The sequence below is a fragment of the Rhizobium sp. PRIMUS64 genome, from assembly GCF_023006465.1.
Classification (GTDB): domain Bacteria; phylum Pseudomonadota; class Alphaproteobacteria; order Rhizobiales; family Rhizobiaceae; genus Rhizobium; species Rhizobium leguminosarum.
On record NZ_JALBGX010000002.1, the window covers coordinates 54,736 to 81,447 of the forward strand.

Annotated in this window: 23 protein-coding genes; 8 read left to right on the forward strand and 15 right to left on the reverse strand. The window is 61.1% G+C overall.

What is annotated here, in order from left to right; all coding sequences use genetic code 11:
* Window positions 1-111: 111 nt before the first annotated feature.
* The 15 genes from MOV76_RS01760 to MOV76_RS01830 all read right to left on the reverse strand — a co-directional run bounded on the left by MOV76_RS01760 (window position 112) and on the right by MOV76_RS01830 (window position 19,012).
* On the reverse strand, window positions 112-729 hold the full coding sequence (locus MOV76_RS01760; RefSeq protein WP_247263654.1) for an NTP transferase domain-containing protein: 618 nt from the start codon (window positions 727-729) through the stop codon (window positions 112-114).
* A gap of 332 nt (window positions 730-1,061) precedes the next feature.
* Window positions 1,062-1,259 (reverse strand): hypothetical protein, encoded by a 198-nt coding sequence (locus MOV76_RS01765; RefSeq protein ID WP_247263655.1) that lies wholly within the window; start codon window positions 1,257-1,259, stop codon window positions 1,062-1,064.
* On the reverse strand, window positions 1,256-1,963 hold the full coding sequence (locus MOV76_RS01770) for an XdhC family protein (RefSeq protein WP_247263656.1): 708 nt from the start codon (window positions 1,961-1,963) through the stop codon (window positions 1,256-1,258). Before MOV76_RS01770 ends, MOV76_RS01765 begins: the two co-directional genes overlap by 4 nt.
* Complete coding sequence (locus MOV76_RS01775) at window positions 1,963-2,292, reverse strand: XdhC family protein (protein WP_047620183.1); 330 nt, start codon at window positions 2,290-2,292, stop codon at window positions 1,963-1,965. The genes MOV76_RS01770 and MOV76_RS01775 overlap by 1 nt, the downstream gene beginning before the upstream one ends.
* 13 nt (window positions 2,293-2,305) lie before the next feature.
* Complete coding sequence (locus tag MOV76_RS01780; RefSeq protein WP_247263657.1) at window positions 2,306-4,648, reverse strand: beta-glucosidase; 2,343 nt, start codon at window positions 4,646-4,648, stop codon at window positions 2,306-2,308.
* Between the two features lie 32 nt (window positions 4,649-4,680).
* The gene (locus MOV76_RS01785) at window positions 4,681-5,160 is read right to left on the reverse strand and encodes a MarR family winged helix-turn-helix transcriptional regulator (protein WP_018444488.1); all 480 of its coding nucleotides are present in this window, start codon (window positions 5,158-5,160) and stop codon (window positions 4,681-4,683) included.
* Window positions 5,161-5,212: 52 nt separating this feature from the next.
* Window positions 5,213-5,809 (reverse strand): cysteine hydrolase family protein, encoded by a 597-nt coding sequence (locus MOV76_RS01790; protein ID WP_018245250.1) that lies wholly within the window; start codon window positions 5,807-5,809, stop codon window positions 5,213-5,215.
* 2 nt (window positions 5,810-5,811) lie between these two features.
* A complete protein-coding gene (locus MOV76_RS01795; protein ID WP_247263658.1) occupies window positions 5,812-6,861 on the reverse strand; it encodes an ABC transporter ATP-binding protein in 1,050 nt (349 codons plus the stop codon).
* Window positions 6,848-7,627, reverse strand: a complete 780-nt coding sequence (locus MOV76_RS01800) for an ABC transporter permease (RefSeq protein WP_007813634.1) — start codon at window positions 7,625-7,627, stop codon at window positions 6,848-6,850. Before MOV76_RS01800 ends, MOV76_RS01795 begins: the two co-directional genes overlap by 14 nt.
* A 10-nt stretch (window positions 7,628-7,637) precedes the next feature.
* Window positions 7,638-8,552, reverse strand: a complete 915-nt coding sequence (locus tag MOV76_RS01805) for an ABC transporter permease (protein ID WP_247263659.1) — start codon at window positions 8,550-8,552, stop codon at window positions 7,638-7,640.
* Window positions 8,542-9,618: a PotD/PotF family extracellular solute-binding protein gene (locus MOV76_RS01810; RefSeq protein WP_032981498.1), complete on the reverse strand. Its 1,077-nt coding sequence runs from the start codon at window positions 9,616-9,618 to the stop codon at window positions 8,542-8,544. The genes MOV76_RS01805 and MOV76_RS01810 overlap by 11 nt, the downstream gene beginning before the upstream one ends.
* A 364-nt stretch (window positions 9,619-9,982) precedes the next feature.
* On the reverse strand, window positions 9,983-12,220 hold the full coding sequence (locus MOV76_RS01815) for an MGH1-like glycoside hydrolase domain-containing protein (protein WP_247263660.1): 2,238 nt from the start codon (window positions 12,218-12,220) through the stop codon (window positions 9,983-9,985).
* Between the two features lie 17 nt (window positions 12,221-12,237).
* A complete protein-coding gene (locus MOV76_RS01820; RefSeq protein ID WP_247263661.1) occupies window positions 12,238-14,922 on the reverse strand; it encodes a carbohydrate-binding protein in 2,685 nt (894 codons plus the stop codon).
* A gap of 11 nt (window positions 14,923-14,933) precedes the next feature.
* Window positions 14,934-18,476: a molybdopterin cofactor-binding domain-containing protein gene (locus MOV76_RS01825; RefSeq protein ID WP_247263662.1), complete on the reverse strand. Its 3,543-nt coding sequence runs from the start codon at window positions 18,474-18,476 to the stop codon at window positions 14,934-14,936.
* Window positions 18,473-19,012: a (2Fe-2S)-binding protein gene (locus MOV76_RS01830; protein ID WP_245304544.1), complete on the reverse strand. Its 540-nt coding sequence runs from the start codon at window positions 19,010-19,012 to the stop codon at window positions 18,473-18,475. Before MOV76_RS01830 ends, MOV76_RS01825 begins: the two co-directional genes overlap by 4 nt.
* A gap of 357 nt (window positions 19,013-19,369) precedes the next feature.
* Here MOV76_RS01830 and MOV76_RS01835 point away from each other — a divergent pair, with 357 nt between their 5' ends.
* The 8 genes from MOV76_RS01835 to MOV76_RS01870 all read left to right on the forward strand — a co-directional run bounded on the left by MOV76_RS01835 (window position 19,370) and on the right by MOV76_RS01870 (window position 26,619).
* Window positions 19,370-20,506 (forward strand): FAD-dependent monooxygenase, encoded by a 1,137-nt coding sequence (locus MOV76_RS01835; RefSeq protein WP_047620176.1) that lies wholly within the window; start codon window positions 19,370-19,372, stop codon window positions 20,504-20,506.
* Complete coding sequence (locus MOV76_RS01840; RefSeq protein WP_047620175.1) at window positions 20,503-21,303, forward strand: alpha/beta fold hydrolase; 801 nt, start codon at window positions 20,503-20,505, stop codon at window positions 21,301-21,303. Before MOV76_RS01835 ends, MOV76_RS01840 begins: the two co-directional genes overlap by 4 nt.
* Window positions 21,304-21,380: 77 nt before the next feature.
* A complete protein-coding gene (locus tag MOV76_RS01845) occupies window positions 21,381-22,133 on the forward strand; it encodes an Asp/Glu racemase (RefSeq protein ID WP_309506031.1) in 753 nt (250 codons plus the stop codon).
* Window positions 22,134-22,146: 13 nt separating this feature from the next.
* Window positions 22,147-22,788, forward strand: a complete 642-nt coding sequence (locus MOV76_RS01850) for an N-carbamoylsarcosine amidohydrolase (protein WP_247263663.1) — start codon at window positions 22,147-22,149, stop codon at window positions 22,786-22,788.
* A gap of 59 nt (window positions 22,789-22,847) precedes the next feature.
* Window positions 22,848-23,879, forward strand: coding sequence for a leucyl aminopeptidase (locus MOV76_RS01855; protein WP_047620173.1), 1,032 nt, complete (start codon window positions 22,848-22,850; stop codon window positions 23,877-23,879).
* Between the two features lie 134 nt (window positions 23,880-24,013).
* Window positions 24,014-24,493: a MarR family winged helix-turn-helix transcriptional regulator gene (locus MOV76_RS01860; protein WP_018444500.1), complete on the forward strand. Its 480-nt coding sequence runs from the start codon at window positions 24,014-24,016 to the stop codon at window positions 24,491-24,493.
* A 354-nt stretch (window positions 24,494-24,847) separates the two neighbouring features.
* A complete protein-coding gene (locus MOV76_RS01865; RefSeq protein WP_018444501.1) occupies window positions 24,848-25,999 on the forward strand; it encodes a transporter substrate-binding domain-containing protein in 1,152 nt (383 codons plus the stop codon).
* An 11-nt stretch (window positions 26,000-26,010) separates the two neighbouring features.
* A complete protein-coding gene (locus MOV76_RS01870) occupies window positions 26,011-26,619 on the forward strand; it encodes an ANTAR domain-containing response regulator (protein ID WP_018245266.1) in 609 nt (202 codons plus the stop codon).
* Window positions 26,620-26,712: the final 93 nt, after the last annotated feature.

Below are 26,712 nucleotides of genomic sequence, written 5' to 3' on the forward strand. Positions count from 1 at the left end.
GTCCGGCGTACTAGGCGCCGTCCCTGGCTAGCTGGTCGAGCAGATAGCCGCCAGTGACAGCCGTACGAGATCACAGCTCGCCGAGGTTGGCTCAGTCAACATTATAAACCCTCAGGCTGTTCCAGCAGGCGTCCCGCCGGCCGCAATGATCGCCTCCGGCGTGTCGACGTCGATCGTCGCCGCATCGCCAATCTCGACGTCTGTCACCGCCAGTGAGGAGGTTTCGATCAGATGGCGGGCGCCCACATCTCCCTCCAGGCGGAGAACGGCATCGTTCAGCGACCGCGGCAGGATGACCGGATTTCCGCGTTTGCCTTGCGACACGGCGCGAACAATAGATGCGCCATTGGCGTCGCGAAAGGCGGTGATCATTCTGTTCAGATCGTCTGTGGTCACGCCCGGCATGTCAGCGAGCATGACGAGAACGCCCTCCGTGTCGTCGGCCGCGGCAGCGGCAAAGCCCGTCGTAAGCGAACTTGCCATGCCCGACGGGTAGGCCGGATTTGCGATGATCGTCACCGGGAGATCGACCAGGACCTTGCGGATGTCATCCTGACGATGGCCGACGACGACCGTGACCGATGCGGCATCGCTGCCCATCGCGATCAGGGCTGACCGGCGAACAAGCGGCATGCCGTCAAAAGCAGCCAGCAGCTTGTGACCTCCATTCGGGCCCATGCGTGTTGCCATTCCTGCCGCCAGCAGGACGATTGCGACCTTTGGCTGCAATGACGTCTCCTTCAAGGTCTCACGCGGCATTGACCCTGTCTGAATTTCCATTAGCAGGCCACCCACGCCCATGCGACCAATATCGTACGCTCACCTGCCAGAATCCGCTCCGGCAGTCGATCGAAGCCATTCCCTTTGGGACTGCGGGCGTAAACCCGGCCGCCCCGACGGCATAACAGGTACCGATCTCGCCGAGAAACCATGAGGTTTCCCGGATCGATCGGCATGTCGACGCGCAGGATACGACTGACCGCCTCGCGACTGCCTGCGGGAATGAAATCGCCATGATCGATCGCCGCGTATGCACCGACGACGATGATCAGTCACGGGCTTCATCGGCAATGGGCGGCCGCATCTCTCCGAATGGTATCGCCGATGCGGGCTGCCGTCACCTTGACGAAGGCCAGCCCGCTCCAGCTACACAAGGTCGCCTTGGCACAGTATATGCCGCTTGGAAAAGGCTTCTTCCGCAAGTCGTAGCGCATGAGGCGACCAGCCAGCGTCGTCGGCAAGAACTGACGGCGTTTCATTGCGGCCCATCCCAGGAGAGCGAAGGGCGGCGCGAGTGAAGCGCCTGGATGACCTGAGCCAATATAGCCACGGCGATCTCGGCGGGGTTGGACGCACCTATATCAAGCCCGATCGGAGCGTGGATGGTTGAAAGTGCATCGGCGCCAAAGCCGTCTGCGGCAAGGCGTTCGGTCCGCGCGGCGTGGGTCTTTTGACTGCCGAGTGCGCCAATGTAGAAGCAGCCGGTGCGCAATGCCGCGGCCAGGGGAAAATCATCGATCTTCGGATCGTGGGTGAGCGCGACCAAGGCGGTGTAACGGTCGAGCGGATCGGCCGTAAGCGCATCGGCAGGCCAATCGGCGGACAGCGGCACGTCAGGAAAGCGATCCCGCGTCGCAAAGGCCGTGCGCGGATCTATGACCCGCACATCGAATCCGGCGAGCCTTGCCATCTGCGTCAGACATTGGCTGATATGGACGGCGCCGATGATGGCAATACGCGGGGCTGGCATGTAAACGTTGACGAAGCCGCTTGCGGAAGCGCTGTCGAAGGCTATAGAGCGGCCGGACCGAAAGGCACGTTCGACGAGTGCGGCAAACGGTTCCTCGATCGGGTCACCTTCCAGGATGACACGCTCCTCGTCGGCATGATGATCCGTCAGAAGCACTGCGGCAACACGTTTTCGACGCGCGGCGTTCAGGCTTTGCAGACTGTTGAGGCGCATCAGCCGATCCTTTCGACATAGACGCGGATGCGCCCGCCGCAGGACAGGCCGACTCGCCAGGCAGTTTCGTCCGCGACACCGAATTCCAGCATCTGCGCCTTGCCGTCGGCAATCACATCGATGGCCGCCGTGATCACCGCAGCTTCGATGCAGCCGCCGGAGACCGAGCCTTCGAAATTGCCATCAGCGTCGACCACCAGATGGCTGCCCGCCAAACACGGCGCCGAACCCCAGGTTTCGATCACGGTCGCAATCGAAACATCACGACCAGCTGCTATCCATTCTTCGGCAGCAAAAAGGGGGTCGGTTGCGTATATTGCGGTTGTCATTTCGGCCCTCAGATCAATGGTCGTTCAGTCCTGCAAAGATCTTGGCGATATCCGTCTCTTTGACGCTATCTCCGACATACCAGCTCAAAGTGTCGTAGAATCCGAGAAAGGACCCCTTCGTTTTTGCAAGAAGCGCCGTAGCTTCTGCACTTGAGATCGAAAGCCTGGCGACGAAGAAACTGACAAGAACAGCCTCAGCCCTAGGGTGGGCAAAGACGAGGGCTGTTGGAGAATTAGGCGAAATCAGTGGCAACACAGGAGCGGGCAATTTACATGGCAGAATGACTGACAAGCGGATATCGCGGGAGGATGCCGCAGCTTCGATCGCAAAAGCCTCCGCATCGAGAACCCAAGCGGAACGTGCCGTATCGAAATAGCGGAAATCGCGCTGCCTCAGCGTCAAGCTCACCGTCTTCGTCTCGCCAGGCTGCAGATGCAGCTTGGTGAAGGACTTGAGCTCGCGGATTGGCCGCTTCAGGCCGGGCGCAAGCGGGCGCACATAAAGCTGGACCACTTCCTTGCCGGCGACCGAGCCGCTGTTACGGACAGTAACACGCACCGTGCAACTCGTATCCGCGCCGATCTCGCTCTTGTCGAGCTCCATATTCTCATACGTGAACGAGGTGTAGCTGAGCCCGTGCCCGAACGGGAAAGCGGGGACGATTTCTTTTAAATCATAGAACCGATACCCGACGAAAATACCCTCGCTATAGACATGCCGCCCGTGCTCGCCCGGGTAGGTGTGCCAGCCTGGAATATCGTTCACGCGCGCGGGCATGCTGGCAGAGAGTTTACCGCAAGGGTTCTGCTCGCCGAACAGAATACGGGCGATCGCTTCGCCGCCGCCCTGCCCGGCATAGAAGCTGGCAAGCACGGCATCAACATCGTGGAGCCACGGCATCTCGACGGTATCCGGCATCGACAGCACGACGACGATCTTGCGACCGGCTGACGCCAGTGCCTTGATGAGGGCGTCGTGGCTAGCGGCGAGCTTCAGTGTGTCGCGGTCATTGCCTTCGCCGTGGCGGCTCTTCTCGTTTTCCGCGAACACCACAACGACATCGGCGCGTGACGCAGCCTCAACGATCGCCTCGATCGAGGCCAACAGGTCCCCCTGCGCGGCGCAGGAGAAGGGCTGATGCCGCACCGTCAAGGTGTCACCCGCCCGCTTGGCGATCTGCGCCAAGGGACTGTCGACGCGATAAGGATTGGTGGTGGCCGAGCCGGAGCCCTGGATGACCGGAATGACAGCGCCATCGCCGACGATGAGAAGCTCGCCTAGGCGGCCGGGATCAAGTGGCAGCGCCTTGCCTACGTTGCGCAGCAGCACGATCGATTCCGCCGCGATTTCGCGTGACAGCGCATGGTGCGCGTCGAGATCCGCCGCCGTGCCGCGCTTCTCGTGCATCTTGCACTTGATCACGAACGCCAGAACCCTGGCGCAGGCGGCATCGATCAACTCAGTCGGCACGTCGCCGGCTTCGATCGCGGCGTGAAGGCGCGCCTTGCGCGGCTGGCTTTCCGGCATGTCGAGTTCGGTGCCGGCATTGAGCGCGGCGCCACGATCCTTGATCGCATGCCAGTCGGAGACGACCAGCCCGTCATAACCCCATTCCTCGCGCAGCACGGTGCCGAGCAGCCAATGATGCTCGGCTGCCTGGATGCCGTTCAGCGGATTGTAGGCGCTCATCACGGTCCATGGCGCGCTCCTTTCGATTGCCCGCTCGAAGCCCGCCAGATAGATTTCGCGCAGGGCCCGCTCGTCGACATCGGAACTGGTCGTGGTTCGCTCGATTTCCGAATTGTTGCAGGCGAAATGCTTCAGCGAGGCGCCGATGCCATGATCCTGCAGGCCTGAGATGACAGCAGCAGCGAGTTCACCACTGATGACGGGATCCTCGGAATAATATTCGTAGGCCCGCCCAGCCAATGGCGTGCGCCGGATGTTGATGCCGGGGCCAAGTAGCAGATGAACGCCGAAATCCTGGCACTCGGCCGCAAGCGCCGCCCCCATGCGGTAGGCAAGATCGATATCCCAGGAACAGCCGAGCAGATTGCCGTTTGGAAAGCATGTGGCCGGGCGGGTGGCGCCGAACATGCCGCCTGGCCCATCGCCCTGTTGCCCGACGAGATCGAGGAATGCCTGAAGACTGTCTTCGTCGCTGTCGCCGGCGTCGATCTGGGTGGTCGAATAGCGCACGCCATACGCACCATCAGTCATGACGACCGAAGGGATGCCGAGCCTTTCGATCGCTGCCGTTTTCCACAGCCCGCGTCCGCTCAGTAGAGCGACCTTTTCGCCGACGGTCATTTGGCCAACGAGCGATGGGATTTCGTCTTCGCTGAGCTGGAACATGGGTAGTCTCCGAGGTTACGGCAAGCGTCGGCTCAGCAGATTTTCTGAAGGAGTTCCATTAGCATCATGCGTTCGGCAACCGTCAGGTTACTCAGTGTTTCCTGCGAAATCTGCAGTGCGACCGACAGGTTGCGAGCCACCGTCGCCTCGCCGTCCGGCGTCAGCGTCAGCACCAACCGCCGTGCGTCGGTTGCGTCGGGTGCTGTGTGAACCAGCCCGCGCTTCACCAGTCGATCGACGACCCCCTTGATTGTCGCCATGTCCATGGCGGTTTCGCGGCCGAGATTGCCCTGCGAACAGGGCTGCAGTTCGTTGAGCTTGACCAGCGCTGCCCATTGGGTCGTGGTCAGTTTCTCCGCCATCAGGCTCGCAAAGATCGCCACGTGCCGCTGGTTTGCCTGCCGCAGATAGAAGCCGATCTGTTCGCCAAGCGCATACTCGGCCTGCTGGCCTTGAACCTTAGGCACTGCCGCCTTCCTGCGGCCGCCTTTGTCTTTGAAGGGAACATCCATCGGATCTCTCAAATCTGCCTGTTCGTCGTGGTTGGCAATCGCATTGTCGAACTCAGTCTCGCCATAAATCCAGGATGGCTTCTGTCGATAAGATTTCGATCTGCTCCGAAAGCCTCGGCACCAAGATCTCGGTTACCATAGCGTGCGCTTTCATGTCACCGCTTCCCAGCGCATCCTCGGCCAGGATGACCCGGTAGCCGGCGTCCACCGCATCGAGAACGCTCGCGTAGACGCAGACGTCTGTCTCGACGCCTGAGAAAATCAGAGTGTCCGTTCCCGAGTTCTGCAAGCGGCGGGCGAAACCAGGCGAACCGAAGACGGAATAGGTTTCTTTGTCGACGATGGAGCCAGGACCGGCGATCGCCGCCAGCGGCGCGACCAGATCCAGCACGGTCGCGTCTAGCTCATCCAGCGTCACCGATGACCAGCGGCGATAGTAGTTCTTCCAGCGGCCTTTTGCATCTTCCGCGTTCTGCGGAACCACAAATCGGACAAAGATCGTGTCGAACGGGCGCGCTTGGCTGAGCGCCAGCACGTTCGGAAGAATGTCGGCGATTGCTGGTGTATGCCACGCCGTTTCCTCGGCAAACAGACGTTGCATGTCGATGACGACATGCAACGTATTCTTGGAGAGCGGCGCAGTTGCCATGATCAGTCGGCCACCGAGACGGTGTGTTCCGGGGCCCAGCTCAGGGTGATGCTGTCTCCATCGTTCAGAATCTTCCCATCGCGGTTCTGCGCAAACAGCTTCAGCGGCAGGCCATCGGCAGTCTCTAGCAGATAGGAAAGCACGGGACCTGCATAGATGACCGTGGTGATGCGTGCCGTTAGGCTATTGCCGTCCGTCGGACCAGATACGATCGACATCTTTTCCGGGCGAACCGCGAGCGTAATTTTGGATCCGCTTGATGGCAACGTCCCGGTGGTCCGGACGACCGTCCCATCGGCCAGACGCACGGCCCCATTATCCACCGTCCCGGTGAGGAAGTTGGAATCGCCGAGGAATTCCGCCGCAAAGCGCGTCAGTGGTCGTTCGTAGACGGTTTCCGGCTCGCCGATCTGGACGATGCGGCCCTTGTCGAGGATGGCCACCTTGTCGGACAGCGTCAGCGCTTCTTCCTGGTCGTGGGTAACGAAGATCGTCGTCAGGCCGCTTTCACGCTGGATGCGCAGCAGTTCGACCTGCATCTCCTGGCGAAGGCGGCGATCGAGCGCCGACAGCGGCTCGTCGAGAAGAAGTACGCTCGGCTTGATAACGATGGCGCGGGCCAGCGCGACGCGCTGCTGCTGACCCCCGGACAGTTGCTTGGGCGTGCGGTCGCCGAAGCCGGGAAGACGGACCATCTCAAGAGCCCGATCAACTTCCTTGCGCGCGGCGGCGCCCTTGATGCCTCGACGTTCGAGACCGAAGGCGACGTTCTGGGCGATCGTCATGTGCGGGAAAAGTGCGTAGGACTGGAACATCATGCCAATGTTGCGGCCCCAGACAGGGATGTCGGTGACATCGTTGTTGCCGATCCTGACGATACCCTGGTCCGGCTTGATGAAGCCCGCGATGATGCGCAGAAGCGTGGTCTTGCCGGAACCGGATGGGCCGAGAAGGCTGGTGAAGGAGCCTTCGGGAAACTCGGTGGTGATATCCGACAGGACGGGCGTGATGCCGTAGGTCTTGGCGACGGAATTGACTTTAACGTTTGTCACGAGTGTCTCCAGGCTTGGCGAAACGCGCAAAAATCAGGATGATCGTCATCGAGCCGAGCAGAAGTACGGTCGAGATCGCGTTGATTTCAGGGGTGAAGCCCTTGCGGATCGAGGAGTAGATTTGCACCGGCAGCGTGGTGTAGCCGGGCGTTGCGAGAAAGTAGGAAATCACGAACTGGTCGAGCGAAACTGCGAAGGCAAACAGCGCGGCGCCGAGGATGCTCGGATAGAGCAGCGGCAATGTCACCGAGAAAAAGGCGTGAACCGGTGTGGAGCCGAGGCTCATGGCTGCTTCTTCCAGATCGGCACGAATAGTACGGAAGCCGGTCCCGACCACCAGAACCACATAGGGGATTGCGAGTGCGACGTGGCCGATCAGCAGGGCATGCATGCCACGCCCGATGCCGCTCCAGTAAAAGAAGATCAGCATCGCCGTGCCGGTAATCAGCCACGGAATGGCAATCGGCGGCAGTAGCATTAGCTGCAGCAGGCTCTTGCCGCGGAATGTCCGTCGCGACAGCGCCACCGAAGCCATGGTCCCAAGCGCCGTCGCCAGTACTGCCGTGATCGTGGCGATGACGATGCTGTTCAGGCCAGCCGTCAGGAGCACGGTGTTGCTGGACAGAGCCTGATACCATTGCAACGAGAAGCTGAAGGGCAGTTCATAGAGCGGCGATGCGTTGAACCCCATTGCCATCATCACGAGAATGGGCGTGTAGAGGAAGATAAGGATCGCAATGAGATAGATACGGCCAAGCGGTTTCATGATCCTCTCCTCAAGCTACCGTGCCACGGCGCAGAGCGCCGGAGAAGGTTGCGAAAATGGCGAGCACGACGGCCAGAAGCGTAAAGGACAAAGATGCGCCTAGCGGCCAGTTGAAGGCCTGCGTGAACTGGTCTTCGATCACCGTTCCCATGGTGACGCCGACACGTCCGCCCAGGATGCGCGGTTCCATGAAAGAGCCGATCACCGGAATGAAGATCAGGACAGAGCCAGAAATCAGGCCGGGTGCGGCGAGCGGCACCAAAATCTTGAACAAAATGGTCCACCAGCGCGCGCCGAGACTCGATGCAGCCTCAATGATCGCGTCATCGATAGCCACAAGCGCGATGTAGCAAGTCAGGATCATGTAGGGCAGATAGCCGTGAACAAGACCGACCACGATGGCATAGCGCGTATAAAGAAAACCGATCGATCCGGCATCGGGCGCGATCATATGCAGGAGATTGTCAAGGAAGCCGTTTTCCCGGAGTACCATGGTCCACGAAAAGACGCGCACAAGACCGTTGGTCCAGAATGGCAGGAGGATGAGGATCAACAACATCTCACGCGTCTTGCCGAAGGTCGAGCGGACCAAAGCCACAGCCGCCAGGAAACCCAGCACTGCGCAGAACAGCGTCGTCCAGAAACCGATCAGCAGCGACGTGATGCCAATCCCGACCAGATAGGGTTGGTCGATGAACGCGCGGTACTGCTTCAGCGTAAAGACGATCGGGGCCTTGCCCATCGGTGTCGCGGACATGAAGCTGAACACGAGCATGGTCAGCAGCGGCAGGAAAACGGCAAGTGTCAGCCATCCATAGGTCGGCAGCAGCAGTGCCGTCGTCGATATCCATGGGGGGAGCGGGCGCCGGCTGCGCGGACCCGTAGGTCCGCGCTCTGACGCTGAAATCACTCGATCATTCTGCATAGAAGGCTTTCACTTCCTGCCAGATATTGTTGAAGGCTTCACGGCGGTCGTCGGGAATGCCCGAGACAAAGGACGTCGTCTTTAAGTACTCGGTCTTGTGCACCAAACGCGTGAGATCGTCGGCGGGGAGTGCCGAAAGGGCTGCCGAATTCGACGAGGCGGGCGCCCCTATCTTGGTTGCCCACTCGACATAAAATGTCGGATCGATCATCCAGTTGATGAAGGCAAGAGCACCTTCTGGATTCGGCGCCGATGACGGAATCCCGAGACCATCGACCCAACCGACGCCGCCTTCCTTAGGCACTACGAACTGAACCGGAAGTTTGGAAACGCGCTTGGAGCGCACTGAACCGCCCGACCAGAACAGCGACAGGTCGAATTCCTTGGCGGCGAACGACTTGTTCCACTGGTCTTCCGTCGACCACAGCAACTTGACGTTCGGCTTGATGGACTTCAGCGCGGCCGTGACAGCAGCCAGATCCTTGGGATCGTTGATGTCCTGCCCGCTCATCAGCGCGCCGACACCGACATTGATGATGGCGTCGTCGTCCATGGCAACACGACCCTTATAGGCCGGGTCTGCGAGGACCGCATAACTGTCGGGAACGGTCATGCCTTCACGGATGGCAAGCGAGGTCATGCCCCAGACCCAAGGAACGGCATAGCCCTTGCCGTCCTTGCTGAAGTTCGGGTTGGCGCGGAGGGTCTCATCGACCGTTGAGGCGTTTGGAACCTTGCTGAAATCGATCGGCTGCAGCAGGTCTTCGGCAACCGCTTGGGCGCAACGCGCAGCGTTGAGGATAACGAGATCATAAGCCCCCGGATTGGTGCGCAGCTTGGTGAGCATTTCCGATTCCGAGCTATAGTAGTCGTGAACGACCGTGATGCCGGTCTTTGCCGCGAAAGCCTCGACAGACCATTTTTCGTCCGTTCCGTAGCCTTGCCAGTTCAGGACCGTGATGGTGCCCGCCGAAAAAGCCTTGCGCGGGAGGCTAGAGAAGCTGACGCCAGCGACAAGCGCCGCGGACATTAATTTCATCGTGTTGCGTCTGGTGAGTTCAGTCATTGTGGCACCCCTCTTGAACATACACAGTTATGGACGATCGTGACCGCGGTCAGCGACCTCAACGGATCGGCAAGGCCGAAAACAGAAGACATGCAATGCACATCAACTAATTTGTGTACCAACTATAACCAGAGGAGAGCGAAGGCTGGAGGCGCATGATTTCCAGGCGAGCAAAAGCCTGCGCCGCAAAGAGCGGAACATGACTTCATAACCGAGATATCGGTGCCGTACTTCGATAATGACCCACCTAAATCATTCGATTGTCGGTGGACCTTTAGTTCAAACCCTCTGATCTTTGAAATTAGTCTTTTTGTTTTTTTATTTGCATACAAACTATTAATGACGAATTGACAGGTGTCAAGCGCTACCTTGCGTCTGCAGCGGAAAAATAGATGTCGAGTCGGCGGTCCTGCGGGCTTTCAGCAATCGTGAGGCGTATGCCTTCTGCGCTTGCAACATAGCCGATCCCCCGCCCATCGAGACGAACAGCAAGGACATCGCCGATATCCAACCGAGGCAGATCGATGTAGCCAGCTGCGGCAACAGGCGCGATGGTGCAGGCCAGTCGTCCATCGCTCATGACGATGCGCGACAGCGTCGTTTGCAGGTCCGTCCGCAACATCACGCGGCCATTGAACGTCATCGACAAAACAGCGGCCTCGACCTGCAGATGCAAAGTCCCCGATGGCGACAACATTGGCCCGAGCGCCAGGTCGCGGCCGGTGTTGCGCACTGTCCAGCCCGTCCACGGATCAAATTCGACGATTTCGCCGGTTGCCATCAATGGCAGCATGGCGGCCCAGATGTAGAACGGGTCGGTGTCACCCTGGTCCAGTGCCTCGCCGGTCACGGCGTTGTAGTTTTCGGAGGCGATGCGATCCTCGCGCCAGTTCTTCATGAACAGGTCGTAGCTCTGGCCGGCGAGCTTGCTCGCTTCGGCGGTGAAGCCGTAGCGACGCAGCCCAAGCCAGACCATGTAGTTGACATTCGGCCAGATGCGGCCGCGCCAGTAAACGTTGTCGGCGAAGGCCGGATCGTCACGCGTCGCGTTCGGCAGCACGAAGTCCCCGCCGAAAGTGGTCTCGTCGCTCAGATGTTCGAGCAGACGCGCCGCCTGAGCCGGCGTCGCGGCGCCGCAAAGCAGCGGATAGAAGCTGGTCGGAGACAGCGATCGGACAAAACCACCGCGCCGCTGTCGATTGGCAAAGATGCCGCGACTTTCATCCCAGAGCGTTTCCGAGATCAGCGTCCGGTGGCGTTCGGCCAAAGCGGCGAATTGGCGGGCATCATCATGCTTGCCGAGCACGACGGCCATTTTTGAGAGCATTTCGGCATCGAGAGCGGCCGCGCAGTTGAGGCCGAGGTCGAAGGTCGAGAGCGTCCGGGTGACGGGATCGTAGATCGCTTCGTCATGCGTCGCGGAGTTGTCCATGCCGGTCTCGTTGCGCGCGCCGAAGGCAGTGCCCTTGTACAGGCCCTCACCCACATCAGAGGTGCCGCAGGACAGCAGGCCGAAACCATCGGGATCGCGATTCTCCTGCCACCAACGTCGATTGCGCACCAGCGCGTCGTAGCTCGCCTGGATCATCGACCGTTCGCCGGTCCGCTGGTAGAGCTGCCAGACGACGAGCGCGCCGAACGGCAGCTGGGTGCGATCGACCCAGGCATCGTTGGAGGTGACGATGCAGGCGATATTGCCCTGCGGCGTTGCGCCGGCCATGGCGGTCGCCATGTTTTCGCGCGCCAGATCGGCGTCGAACACGCCGGCGAGAAGGGCCGCGAAAATCTGGTCGTTGAACCAGACGGCAAATTTCCCGAGATTCCAAATCCGCGTCACCGCCGTATAGGGCCGCGCGTTGGTTTCGTCCCAGATGGTATTCCAGGCGACCACGTCGCGCATTGCGTCGAGGGCGCCCTCGAACAGGCCGGTCTGCGCCACGGCGATCTCAGCCGGCGCGCCGGCCGCAAGGCAGGCCTTCGCCTTTGCGATCGCGAGCTCGGCGCTGTCGGCGACGCCCGCGGCATAGGCGCCCTGGCGCATCATCTCAAGATTGAAGCGCAGGGCGATCACCGGCGCTTCGTTTTTGCGCGTGGCGGTGTAGAAATAGCCGTTCTCCTCGAAGTCCGCCCGCAGCGCGTCGATCGTGTCGTGGCCGGTGACATGCACCGGCGCCTCGGCGGTCGCGACCGCCACGAATCGCGTGCCAACCTTCAGCAGCGTAATGTTGCGTGCCGCATCATGGACTGCCACCTCACCGCCATCGGAGGAGATCGCCAGCGTCACCCAAAATCGCAGCCCCCATTCGGCCGACACCTTGCCGGTCCACCTGCCGCGTACGGCGAAGGGGTCGGTCTTGGTCGTCGAAAACGAGACCGTCGTACCGCTGAGGTCTGTCTCCAGCTCTATCAACGAGCCGTCAATGGTGTGACGGCCGAGGCGAACGGCGTCGCGCCGCGGCTCTATCGCGGAGGTCGTTCTGCTACGCGTTGAATACAGAACCGGCGTGATCCGCACGCCGAGCGGCAGGAAGACCATTTCGGCCGGCCGGCTTGACCAGCTGTTCCAGGCACGCATCAGGGGGATTGTCGAATGTTGTAGCATGGCTCTGTAACTTCCGGTCAGTGTGTCAGCGGAATAAGTTTCGGTACTGCGGACAGGCCGCTCTTGTCGGCCGTATCGCCGAGATAAGGCGTGTTGGCGTAATATCGGTTTGCCGCCGTGTTGGCGACGCGCAACTCGAGCGAATGGACGCCAGGACGCAACCGGCCGAGCGCAATACGATAGGGCCGCCAGCCCCGCCGATCGATCTGCCGGCCATCCAGGCTGGCGGCGACCACTGTCGCGACGTCAGGCAACTCGAGAAACCAGTCGGCCTCGTCGCCGATCTCCAGCGCCAGCCGGTAGATCCCGGTGTCGGACAAATCGGCAAATCCCTGCGTCTCCCATCCGGTCTCGACCGAAATCGGCACGAATGCTGCATTGGCCGCCGGCGCAAAACTCCAACCATCGACAAGTGAGACGGCGCGCGCGAGGTCAAGCGCTGGCTGGTTCGAGAGATGGCCATCGCCTGCGCCCCCATGCGTTGCCTGACGCAGGCGGAGGCAGCGCGCTTCCTGCGCTTCGAGCGTGACGGTCAATTGACTGAAGGCAGCGGCCCCCTCGATCTTGCCTGTCGTGGCGGACCAGACTTCGCAGTCGAAACCGTCATTGAAGAAAATCTCACTTTCCAGCGCGGCTGCACCATCGTTGAAGAGAACGATCCGCCACCAGCCATTGTCCTCGTATCCGACCCATTGCCAGAGCCGGTCCGCGGGATGGCCGGTGATGACAGGACCGGACGGCGGAAGCCCTGCCAGCAGCGCGTCGATATCGCTGCCGCCGGGCATCCGATCGATATGCGTCGACGCCACCGCAGCCACCGGATCCCTGGCATCGCAAACGGTCGACAGGCGATCTCCGGAGGACCAGACAACTCCGCCAGCGGCGCGGAAGGTCTCCAGTGCTCGCACCGTTTTTTTCGTCTCCAGCACGGTCACCGATGGCAGGATCAGGGCATCGAAGACCAGCCCCGAGACCAGCATCTGGCCGTCCTCGATCCTCGCCTTGGCCAGATCGGCCTCGCTGACGAACATGAAGTCGCAGCGCCTGGCCAGAAGCTCTTCGCACCATGCACCGATGTGAGTGGCATGGCCGTGGCGTGGGCCTTCTGCGAAGGCGGTATGAAGTGGATAGAGGATTGCGACCGGGGTGCGGGGTTTGGCCGGCTCGATGAAGGCAGAGATACGCGCGGTCTCCTGCGAAAACAGGTCATGATAGCCCCACCAGGGCTCAAAGTTGATGCCCGGCGCGAAATCGAAACGCGGATTGGTAAAGGGCGTCGGATCGTTGTCGCGCCCATCCGTCTGGTAGACGCCGTGCCATAGAAACTGGCGAGTGCCGAGGCAATAAAGCCGGATTGCCTGCGCCCGCATCGTCTCCAGCGTCAGTTCCCATTGCCCGGCGGCGCGCACCGGCGTTCGCTCGGCACTGGCATAGGTTTCGACGACACAGCGGCTGCGGCCATTCGAGCGGGCAACGGAATCGCCAAGCTTGGGCGCCAGCTGTGCGACGAAATTGTTGGAGTCGACCGTCGTCTCATGCCTGTAGGAATCGATGCCGAAGAAATCCACGGCAAGCGCGACCCTGGGGTCAATGCTGGTGAAGCCCCCGTTCAAGGCCCACGAACTGATATGCGGCAGGATTTCGTGCCCCGTGAGTGCGATGCCCCTGCGTTCGGCCCATCGACGCAGCGTGCCCGAGAAGGCATCGTTCATCAGGGCTGAATAAGCGGCATAAAATTGCGCGCGCAGCCGCAAGGTGTCAGGCCCGACATCGCGCAGCAGCGCCAGCAGCGTCTTGGCGAACGGCTGGCCCGTGTTTTGCAAAACGGCATCCGGCAGCGTCGAAGCAAATAGCAGACTGTTGCCAAGACTGCCCGAAATCTGATCCCATTTGTAAAAGCCGGCCGCCGGCTGGTCATAAAAGACCAAGCCGACGGGATCAGGCACGAGATCACCAAGCGCTTCGACGAGCGGATCGAGCCCGACGTCGATAAATCGCACCGTGGCTTCCGGCAGGAGGTAGTTGATCAACCGGGACGTCGTGGAGCGCGCGCTGATGAATACCGTTATCGTCTGGCCGTCTTTAATCTCCCCGTCGAATGCGTAGGTGCAGGAAACACCGTCGCTTCTAACGACTGATGTCTGCGTGGTCACATCGACAATCTCGTCCAGACTGCCAACCTCACCGGAGGAATGCAGCAGGGCCGACGCGACCATCCATTCGCACCACTCGACCCGACCGCCTTCATATTGCCACTCGAAAATGTCCGATCCCATCTTCCGAGTGAAAGGCGGATGAATGCCACTGATCTCACCCCGCAGATCTCCTGAGGACATCCAGAACAGATGGCGCTCGCGCAGGTCGTCGCGGTCCACGACTGTCCGGCCGCCGGCGTGCCCGCTGATCCAGTTATAATCGTCGTAGATCCCGAGCTTCAGCCCCAGCTCGGCGGCGATGCCGGCCGCAGCGCGATAGGCGACGAGGTAGGCCGGCGACAAGTAGTCGTCGCGCGACATCGCAAGCCGAGCCTGGATCAGGATCGTGCCGATCCCCTTCTGTTTGAAATCGGCAAGCTGCGCGTGGCAGACCTCCTCTGTCGGGATCGAATGCCAGAACCAGTAGGCCGACGGCCGGAACGCTGTTGTCGGGTTCTCGAACAAGTCGCGGCGATCGATGTCCTGCCCGGTTCGGATCTGCTCCAATCGTCTGCTCCCTAGTGGGTTGCCGCCGTCACGCGTTGCATGGCGTTGGTCGTTTCCGTCCAGGCCGGCTTGTCGGGCGCGAAACGCGCTCTCAGATAGTCGGCAAGATCCTTGATCTGGCTTTCGTTCAGCGTCTGGCGAAAGGCCGGCATCGACATCACTTCCGGGGCCTCACGGCCGGTGGTCTGCGCCAGAATAGCCGGCGCCTCGACACCGTTCAGGATCGCCTGGATGAGATTGTCCGGCGTCGCCGCATGCAGGTTGCTGTTGAGCGCCAGCGACGACAGGATCGAGTTTCCGGTGTGGCATGTGGCGCAGGCGCCGTTGAACAGCCGCTCGCCCTTCGGCGAAACCCGAGCGGCGACAGCCTTGGCCGCTTCACTTGCGGCAATGGCGGCCTCGCTCTGTGCTTTGCTATCGGCGGGGGCCTCGTTGAGGCTGGCGAGATATGTTGCCATGGCACGGATATCGTTATCCGGCAGCGGCTGCATGACTTCGACGACATGCGCCATCGGGCCGGCGGCGCTGCCGTGATCGCGCGAATGTCCGGTGCGCAGATAGTCGTAGAAGGCGTCCGCCGTCCAGCTGACAGGGCCCTTGGCGAAGGCATTGAGAGCCGGCGCCTCCCAGCCATCGGCAAAGCCACCGGAGAGCCGGGCGCTGCCGCTCTTTTCCGCGCCCAGCACATTTCGGTCCGTGTGACAGGCCGAACAGTGACCGAGCGTCTCGACGAGATAGGCGCCCCTGTTCCATTGCGCACCACGGGTCTCGACGTATTTGAACGGCTCAGCTTTCAGAAACAGCGCATTCCAGCCCGCCATCATCGCGCGGATGCTGTAGGGAAATTTGAGCTTTGTCTCCGGCGCCTCTTCGGCGACCGGCGCCTGCGTCATCATGTAGGCGTAGAGTGCCTGAAGATCGGCTTCCTCGGCGCCCGCGAACGAGGTGTAGGGATGGGCGGGATAGAGGTGATGGCCGTCGCGGCTGACGCCCTCTCGCATGGCCCGTTCGAAGGCTGGATACGACCAGGCGCCGATGCCGCTTTCAGTGTCCGGGGTGATGTTCGTGGCATAGACGGCGCCGAACGGCGTGTCGAAGCGCCGGCCGCCGGCAAAGGGTGTGCCGTCATCACCGACATGGCAGACATTGCAGGCGCCGGCCGCGGCCGCCAGCCTGCCGCGTTCGATGGTGGCCGGGCTGTAGACGTTGGCATCGGGTCGCGGAATAGTGCCGATAGCAGAACGCCAAGGCGAGGCCATTGTGACGATACCGGACAAAGCGGCGACGGCACCGACGGCCGACAGACCGATGTTCCACCACTTCCGCTTCTTCGCCACCGGGGCAGCCGGCGCTTCATCCGTCTTGCCGTTCAGCGCGGCGAGTACCAGCTCCGGCGTCAGCGGTAGTTCGCGGAAGCGAATGCCGGTGGCATCGTAAACGGCATTGGCGATGGCCGAGGCGCTGGGAACGGAGGCAGATTCTCCGACACCGAGCGGCGGCTCGTCCTGCCTCGGCACCATCAGCACGTCGATATCAGGCACCTCGGGGAAGGTGATCAGCGGATAGCCGCCCCATTCCTTCGACTGCACGGCGGTCGAGGAGAATTCGACCTTTTCCTTCAGCACCCGGCTGGTGGATTGAATGATATTGCCGTGGATCTGGTGGCGCACGCCGTCAGGATTGATCATCATCCCGGAATCCTGCGCGCAGGTCACCTTGGTGACCGCGATCTCTCCGGTCTTCTTGTTGACGGCGACATCGGCGACCCAGGCGGCCCAGGCGGCGGCCTTGCCCGGAAACGGTCCATGGACGTAAACGGCATAGGCAAACCCGCGCCCGTAGAGCAGGTCGCCCTCACCACCCAGCGTGCCCCATGTCGTATGCGGCACCCATTTCGCCCGCTCGGCCAGCGCATGCACCAGGTCGACGGCGCGCGGATCGTGGAGGTAGCGAAGCCGGTACTCGACCGGATCGACGCCGGCGGCGGCGGCCAGTTCGTCGATGTAGCATTCGTGCGCAAAGGTGTTGGGCATTGCCGACACGCCACGGAACCAGGAAGCACGCGCAATCGGCGGCATATCGTGCACGGTGACGCGGAGGTTCCCGTAGGCATAGGGCGGGATGGCGGTGCGATCGCCCATCTGCACGACGTCGGAAACTGGCGGCACCTTGCCGGTAAGGATCAAGGGAAGGGTCGGCGCCAGATTGGAGGGATAGCGGGTTTCGAAATCATAGGCGGACGGACCGCCCTCCAGGTCGATACCGCCGCGCACGTCCATGACCTGGGCGGCGCCCTTCGGCTCCCAGGCATGTTCCTGCTCGCGCGTCAGCTGCACCCGGACAGGTGCCTTGACGGCGCGCGACAGCAGCGCCGCGTCGGCCGTGACGTCATCGGCGCAATTGCGGCCATAGCAGCCAGCCGCCTCCAACCGCTCGACCCGGATCAGCTCTTCCGGCATGTCGAGCAGCAGCGCCAGATCGCGGCGCATGGGAAACGGGTTCTGCGTCCCCGACCAGACCGTTAGCCCGCCCTCGTTGTAATCGGCCACCGCGCAGGACGGCCCGATCGAGCCGTGCATCTGGTAGGGCCAGACATAGGTGCGGTTCATCGGCTGGGCACTGCCGGCCAGGGCCATATCGACATTGCCGAGATCGGCAAGCTTGCGCGCAGTCGACGGATTGGCGCGCAGCGCCTTTTCCGGCGCGTTGAGATCCGGCCACTCGGGCGGCGCGCGCCACACGACCTTCAGGCTCTTGGCCGCCTCGATAGCGTTTTCCTCGCGGGTCGCGACCACGCCGACGAAATCGCCGAGGGCGACGACGCCGACCAGCCCGTTGATGTGCGCAACCGATGTTTCGTCGATAGAGATCAGGCTGTTTCCGACATGATCGCCGTGATCGAACCCCGCATAAGGCGGGCGAACGACGCAGCCATGCAGCATGCCCGGCACGCGCACATCATGCACATAAGTCCAGCGCCCCGTGGCCTTCTCGGGGATATCGACTCGCGGCCGCGACGAGCCGACCAGTCTATAGTCCGAGGCCGGCTTAAGGGCGGCGTATTTATCGATCGACAGCCTGACATGGCTGCCGGCGACGATGTCGCCGAAGCTGAGCTGCCAGTTCTCGCCGCCATCGGCACGGATGATGCCGTCTTCCAGTCGCAGCCGCTCAAGCGGCACGCCGCCCTTCTCAGCCGCCTTGGCGAGCAAATGATGGCGGGCGGTGGCGGCGGCCTGGCGCAGCGGCACTGCGGTGATCTGGATCGTTTCGCTGGCGATGGTCGCGCCCTGGTTGGGCGCGGCGGAGGTCGTGCCGAGCACCATGTCTACCTGCTCGAACGGCATGCTGAGCTCTTCGGCGACGATTTGCGCCAGAGAGGTGCGGATGCCCGTCCCTAGATCAACATGGCCGTTGAACGCAGTCACACGGCTATCGGCGCCCACCGCGATGTAGAGTTCCGCACCGTCGCCAAGCCGCGTATCGTTGACAACAAGCAGCATGTCGGCGGCCGACATATAGGCGGATTTCGGCATTTGGCGGTGGTCGGTCACGGGGAGACCTCCTTCGCAGCTTTTGGTGAGATATCGTCCGGCGTGGATCGTCGCGTCCGTTCGGCCCTGGAATAGGCGACCGCCCGCCTGGCCGCGGCAAGTATTTCCATGTGCGTTCCACAACGGCACAGATGATGGCGCAACGCCTCGCGGATCGCGTCCTCGTCGGGATCGGCATTGCGATTGAGCAGGGCTGTGGTGGCGATGATCATGCCGTTCAGGCAATATCCGCATTGAGCGGCGGCCTCGTCGATAAACGCCGCCTGGACTGGATGCAGATGCTCGGGCGTGCCGAGACCCTCAAGCGTAGTGACGCGGCGGGTGCCGACGGCACCCAGAGGCACGGTGCAGGAGCGCACGGAGCGACCATCGACGAGAACGGCGCAAGCGCCGCATTCACCGAGCCCGCAACCGTATTTCGGGCCGTTGAGGGAGAGATCGTTTCTGAGGATATAGAGAAGGGGTGTTTCCGGGCTTGCTTCGACGCTCTCGACGGCATCGTTCACATTCAAACTGAAGCAAACTGGCAGTGTCAAAGCAGGTCCTCCGCCCCGGAGAACGAAACACAGACCTCGCCTCTTTCCATCGGCCGTACCGCTACGCAGCAGACATCGCCCGGATGTCCGCAAACCATAACGATGCGACGGTCACCGACTCTTCGCATCTATTGCCCCTTTTATTATTAAGAAGTGCATACGCTTTATAATGACAAAAGACAAGTCGGATTTCATCATCGGGATTTTGCTAGTATATCCAATCAGCAAGGCGTTTTTTGTGTCGCCTTGATAAAAATCAGAACATCGCTATTGCAATTTAGAGCGTATGCGCTAGAATTTTTGCCAAGCCTCCAATCGTGGGAACAATGCGTCGAAAGACAGCTAAGAAGGGTCGCTATGTCTAACGGAAAAGAAAAGATCGCGATTATCGGCGCCGGCCTCGGCGGCGCTGTCGCGGGTGCGCTGCTCCAACACGCAGGTTTCGACGTCAACGTCTATGAACAGGCACCGGCATTCTCGCGCCTGGGCGCCGGCATTCATATGGGGCCGAACGTCCTGAAGATTTTCGAGCGCATCGGCGTCGACAAGAAGGTGATCGGCATCAGCAGCACGCCGAGCCATTGGTTCAGCCGCGACGGCATTACCGGCGAATACACCGCCCGGGTTTCGCTTGAAGGCTACGGCCAGACCTATTGCACCGTTCACCGCGGCGACCTGCAGGCCATCCAGTGCGATGCGTTGCAGCCAGGCACCTTGCATTTCGGCAAGAAGCTGGCTCGCCTCGACGACAGCGGCACCGATGTGCTGATCGAATTCGAAGACGGAACCTCGATACGCGCCGACATCGTGATCGGCGCCGACGGCATCAATTCGCGCGTTCGCGAAACGCTGCTCGGCGAAGAGAAGCCGAATTACAGCGGCTGGGTCGGCCATCGCGCCCTGATCTCGTCCGACAAACTGAAGAAATACGATCTGACATTCGAGGATTGCGTCAAGTGGTGGGGTCCGGACCGTCATATGATGGTCTACTACACGACGGCTCGGCGCGACGAATATTACTATGTCACCGGCGTTCCGCATCCGGCCTGGGAATTCGATTCGGCTTTCGTCGACAGCAGCCGCGACGAGATGGCGGCGGCGTTCGAGGGTTATCATCCGATCATCCAGGCGCTGATCGAAAGCACCGATGGGGTGACGAAATGGCCGTTGTTCAACCGCAACCCGCTGCCGCTCTGGAGCAAGGGCCGTCTTGTGCTGCTTGGAGATGCGTGCCATCCGATGAAGCCGCATATGGCGCAGGGCGCCGCGATGGCGATCGAAGACGCCGCCATGCTGACCCGCTGCCTGCAGGAGACCGGCGTCAACGACTTCCGCACCGCTTTCGGATTGTATGAGACCAATCGCCGCGATCGCGCGACGCGTGTCCAGAGCGTTTCGAACGCCAACACTTTCCTGCTCAAACAGGAGGATCCGGCCTGGGTCTACGGCTATGATATCTATGCCGCCCCCCTGAAGAGCGAGACCGCGGCATGAGCGGCGGCGCCTTGTACGGGGCGAACGTCTTCGCCAACGGCATCCGACAGCACTATCTACGCTATGGCGGCAAAGGCCCTGCGGTCATCCTGATCCCGGGCATCACCAGCCCCGCGATCACCTGGGGTTTCGTCGCCGAACGCCTGGCCGAGCGTTACGACGTCTATGTGATCGACGTGCGCGGCCGCGGCCTGTCGTCGACTGGCCCCGACCTCGATTACGGCCTCGACGCCATGGCTGCCGACGTCGTCGGCTTCGCATTGGCGCTTGGACTTGCTACTCCCGCCCTGCTCGGCCATTCAATGGGCGCGCGCATCGCCATTCGTGCCGCCGTTGCGGCGCCGGAGGCGTTTTCGAGGCTGGCGCTGATCGATCCGCCGGTCTCCGGCCCCGGACGCCGCGCCTACCCGAGCAAGCTGACCTGGTATGTCGACAGCATCCGCCTGGCGCTGAAGGGCATCGACGCGGAGGGCATGAAGGCGTTTTGTCCGACATGGACCGACGAGCAACTGAAGCTGCGCGCCGAATGGCTGCACAGCTGCTACGAGCCCGCGATCGTCACCGCTTTCGAGGACTTCCACAAGGACGACATCTTTCCGGATCTGCCGAAGCTCAAGCAGCCGGCCATGTTGATGGTCGCCGGCCGTGGCGGCGTGATCGAAAGCGTCGACGTGGACGAGGCCCGCTCGCTTTATCCGGGGCTGGAAATTACCCGGGTGCCAAATGCAGGGCATATGATTCCATGGGATGATTTCGACGGCTTCTTTGCCGCGCTTGGAGATTTTCTCTCCCGTTGATTGAAGCGGCGGTGGGGCGATGATCCACCGCCGTTTGTTTGAGAGCCGTTTTTTTTGCGAAGCAAAGGATTTCACCCGTGCAGAAGTATTACCGTATCGGCCAGATCGTTCCGAGCTCCAACACGACGATGGAGACCGAAATTCCCGCCATGCTGACGGCACGCCAGTCCATCCGGCCCGAGCGCTTCACTTTCCACTCCAGCCGTATGCGGATGAAGAAAGTGGTGAAGGAAGAACTGGCGGCAATGGACGCTGAATCCGACCGTTGCGCCGTCGAGCTCTCCGACGCCCGCGTCGATGTTCTCGGATACGCGTGCCTGGTCGCCATCATGGCGATGGGCCTCGGCTATCACCGCCAGTCGGAGAAGCGCCTGATGGGTCGCACCCAGGAGAATGGCACTGACATTCCCGTCGTGACCAGTGCCGGCGCCCTGATCGAGGGCCTGAAGGTGATGAAGGCGAGGAAGATCGCCGTCGTCGCGCCTTATATGAAACCGCTGACGGAGCTGGTCGTGGACTACATTCGCGAGGAAGGCTTCGAGGTCGTGGACTGGCGGGCACTCGAGATCCCCGACAATCTGGATGTGGCGCGCCACGACCCGGAAAATCTTCCGGCGATCGTGCAGACGCTCGACCTGACCGATGTGGACGTGATCGTGCTATCGGCCTGCGTGCAGATGCCATCGCTGCCCGTCATCGCCAAGGTCGAAGCCATGACAGGCAAACCGGTACTGACTGCCGCCGTCGCGACCACTTATTGCATGCTCAAGAAGCTCAGTCTGGAAGCCGTCGTGCCAGGCGCCGGCGCACTTCTGTCGGGCGCATACTGAAGAGGGGCCGATCATGCAGAGCGCGCAAAGCAATTATCAGGGCGTCTGGGGCAACCGCATCGGCTTCGGCCAGCGCCCTGCCCTCCTCGTCATCGATTTCCTAAAGGCGTACACCACCGAGGGCGCGCCTCTCTACGCCCCTGGCGTGGTTGACGCGGTCGCGCAGACGCCGGCGCTCATAGATGCCGCCCGCGAGGCCGGCATCCCGATCATCCATACGCGCATCCTCTATCTTGCGGAAGACTGCGCCGATGGCGGGATGTGGGTGAAGAAGTCGCCTGTCATGAAAGGAATGGTCGAAGGCAACGTGCTGGCCGAATTCTGCGACGGTGTCGAGCCTGCCAGCGGCGAACTCGTCATCGTCAAGCAATATGCCAGCGCCTTCTTCGGCACCAGTCTTGCCTCCCAGTTGCATGCGCAGGGGATCGACACCGTGATCATGGCCGGCTGTTCGACCAGCGGCTGCATTCGCGCCACCGCCGTGGATGCGGTCCAGCATGGATTCCGCGGCATCGTGGTGCGCGAGTGCGTCGGCGACCGGCACCCAGATCCGCACAATGCCAATCTCTTCGACATCGACAGCAAATATGGCGATGTCGTTTCGAGGGAGGAGGCGATCGCGGAAATCGCCAAAGTCAGGTCCGACCGCGCATAATTTGGGGGAAACGCCCCAGACTTCAAACCTAAGCCTTCAAACAAGATAGGGGAACGAGCATGGATCAATTCAGTTTCACGGAAATTTGCCTGCATCAGTTGAAGATGTCGGGTGTCCACGAGGGCGAAAAACTCATCGTCCTGACCCAGGGCAGCGAGCGCCTCGATTACGCCGACGCCTTCATGGCGGCAGGCATGCGTCTTGGCGCCAAGATGTATCACATGCGTTTGCCGCCGGTGCCACCGGCAGGTGCCTGGGCGGTCGGCCAGACGGGCCTCGCCGCCATGCCGGAAGCGGTGGAGGCCCTGAAGGCTGCCGACATGCTGATCGACTGCATCTTCCTGCTCTTCAGCCCGGAGCAGATGGCGATCCAGGCGGCCGGCACGCGTATCCTGACCGCCGTCGAACCGCCAGAAATTCTGGCACGCATGCTGCCGACCAAGGAACTGCGCGAGCGCGTCGAATTTGCCGGAGACCTGCTGTCCAAGGCGAAAGTGATGCGGATCACCTCTCCGCACGGCACGGACGTCACCTACAAGCTCAACACCTATCCCGCCATTACCGAATATGCGTGCACGGACGAGCCGGGCCGCTGGGATCATTGGCCGTCCGGCTTTGTCTTCACCGGCGGTGACGACGATGGCGTCGACGGGACAATCGTCGTTGCTCCAGGCGATATCCTGCTGCCGCAGAACATCTACGTGCGCGACCCGATCATCTACACGATTGAAAACGGATGGATCACCGATATTCGCGGCGGCCTCGATGCCGAGCTGGTCAAGTCCTACATGGATGGTTTCAACGACCCGCGTGGCATGGGCATGAGCCATGTCGGCTGGGGTCTCAATCAGAACGCCAAGTGGCATCGCATGGTACCGGGCGAATTCCCGGGTGGCATGGGAATGGAGGCACGCTCCTTCTACGGCAACGTGATGTTTTCAACCGGCCCCAACAACGAGCTCGGCGGCCCGAACGACACCGCGTGCCATCTGGATATCCCGATGCGCGGTTGCTCGCTGTTCCTCGATGATGAGCCAATGGTTCTGGATGGCGACATCGCCGTGAAGGAAATGAAGCACAACTTCAAATAACCGGGCTTGCCAGCCGCTCCGCGTGAAATCGCGCGGAGCGGGTTGGCGGTGTGCCACGCCTTGACCGTCGCAACATGCTGTGGTGTTTCCTGCATTCCCGCCAAAGACGCCGTAACTGATGGACCACATCGACGATGACCGCAAAAGAGACCGAACAGCTGCCAGAAGCTCCGGCGCCTCAAAATGGCTACCAAGTGACGGAGCAAGTCGGGCATCTCCTGCGCAAGGCCTATCAGCGCCATCTGTCGATTTTCCAAACCAATGCCAGCGATCCGGACTTGACGTCGGTGCAGTTCGTGACGCTGTGCGCGCTGCACGATCTCGGTCCCAGCTCGCAGGTCGAGCTCGTGAAGGCAACGTCCGTCGACCAGGCGACCATCCGTGGCATCGTCGAGCGGCTGAAGGCCCGCGGACTGATCGATCTCTCTAAGGACGAGGCCGACGGCCGCAAGGTGGTGATCTCTTTGCTGCCCAAAGGGGAAGCCCTGCTGCAGGACATGTATCCGCAAGCCTACCTCATCAGTGAAAAAACTGTCGCGCGTCTCAATCCGGCGGAACGCATCGCGTTGTTGTATCTCTTGCGCAAAATTGCCGACGATGAGACTGAACAGTAGGTGTTGATTGGGGTCCCTGCTCTTGAAGGGATTCGAACTACCGCCCCACTCCTCGAAAGCGAATTTTTCTGGAGGTTGATCGATACAGCGCAAGCAAGTCGCTCTCGCAATTACGAAAATATTTCGATCGAGAGGCGCTTCGGTCGGCAACGCTGCACTATCGCGATGACAGGCGCTGCGATGCTGCTTGAGGATGCAAGCCGATAGCCGTGCACGGCCTTTCGTTCCGCTATTGTCACCCGACAAAGAAACTGCCATCATGAACGGGCAGGCTCCAATGGGCCGCTGATATTCCATGAGCAGGGTAGCTCTCGACCGGAAACGGGCGGGAGCTTTTTTATTTTTTGGTGGACGATGATGCATTCAGAAAGCTGGCGGGTCGGTGTGCTGTTCTCCGAAACGGGTGTGACCGGAGCGGTGGAAAAAACCCAAAGGGCGGCAACGTTGCTGGCGATCGACGAAATCAACGCGGCGGGAGGCGTGCTCGGGCGGGCTATCGAGCCCATTGTGTACGATCCGCAATCGACGCCCAATCTCTACAAGGAACTTGCAGTCAGGCTTTGCGACGATGACCGCGTCCGGGTCGTATTCGGTTGCCATATGTCGAGCACCCGCAAAGCCGTCCTTCCCGTCATCGAGGCCCGTGACGCGTTGCTGTTTTATCCGACGCTGTACGAGGGGTTCGAATATTCCCGGCACTGCATCTATACGGGGGCGGCCCCCAACCAAAACTCCGTCCAGCTGGTCGACTTCCTGACCAGGCATTATGGAAAGCGGGTTTTCCTCGTGGGCTCGAACTACGTCTATCCTTATGAGTCCAACCGGACGATCAGCGACCTTTTTCTTCAGGTCGGCGGACAGGTGCTGGACGAGATGTATGTTCCCCTGAACCTCAAAACCGAAGACGTCGCCAAAATCATCCGGCATATTCACGCGGCAAAGCCGGACGTCATCTATTCGACCATTGTCGGTGACGGTATCATCCCCTTCTACACAGCATTCAAGGAGGCCGGATTTGATGCGGCGACGATGCCGATCTCGAGCCAGTCGACCAGCGAGGCCGACGTGATCCGCATGCGGCCGGAGGTGGCCGCAGGCCACATTACCGCCGCCCCCTTCTTTGCGTCTCTGGATACGCCACGCGCCCGCGCCTTCGTCTCCGCTTACGAACGGCGCTACGGCCTGCAGATGCCGCCCACAGCACCAGCCGAAGCCGCCTACTTCCAGGTTTATCTCTATGCGGCGGCTTTGCAGCACGCCGGCAGCGACAGGCTCGAGGAGCTTCTGCCGGCTCTTTCTGAAGTCGAGTACGATGCACCGCAGGGGGCGGTTAAGATAGACCGGCTGACGAACCACACGCATCTGTGGCCGAGAGTGGCAAGGGTGAATGCGCAGGGCAGCTACGACATCGTCTACGATCCGTCGCTCCGGGTCGCGCCTGATCCGTTCATGCGCGAATATCGCCCAGACTTCACGCAGTCTTCCCCGCATAGCGTCCCGGTTTGAGAGGGAGCGAGATGTCATTCGCCCTTCTCAGGGATCTGCGGGATCTCAAAGTTGTGGTCATCCACCCTCGGACATCCGAGGGAGATTTTCTCGTGGATCATCTGCGTCGTATCGGTTGCATGGTCAATTGTCTCTGGCCGGTGCCGGCCGAATTGCCGCATGGCACGGATGTCGTCTTCCTTGCCATGGAAGACGAGGCGAGACCGGAAATCGAGCGTCTGCTGAAGTCCTTTCCCAACCCGGCCCCGACCATGCTTGCCATTGTCGGTTACGAAAACCCCTCAACGTTGCAGATCGTACTGGAAAGCGGCGCGCTTGCCATCGTCGAAAGACCGATCAAACCCTTCGGCCTCCTCACCAATCTGGCCATCGCCCGCAACCTGTGGCTCGAACGCCAGAAGCTCGTCAAGGAGGCACGCAAGTACAAGCGCAAGGTTCTAGGTGACCAGAAACTGGCACGGGCAAAAGCGATTCTGATGGCCAACCGCGGCACCAGCGAGACCGAGGCCTACCGCGAAATGCGCGAGCAGGCGATGGCCCGGCGCGTGCCCATCGATGAAATCGCCAATTCGATTATCAACGCCGAACAACTCTTGCGCCCAGCCCAGAAACATGATTAGTTTTTCATGTGTTTCAAACGAAACGCCTCCGGTACATCCCTTCGCTTGACGAAGCCATGTGCCGCTGTTGCACACGGCGCCGCCGTGATGCGG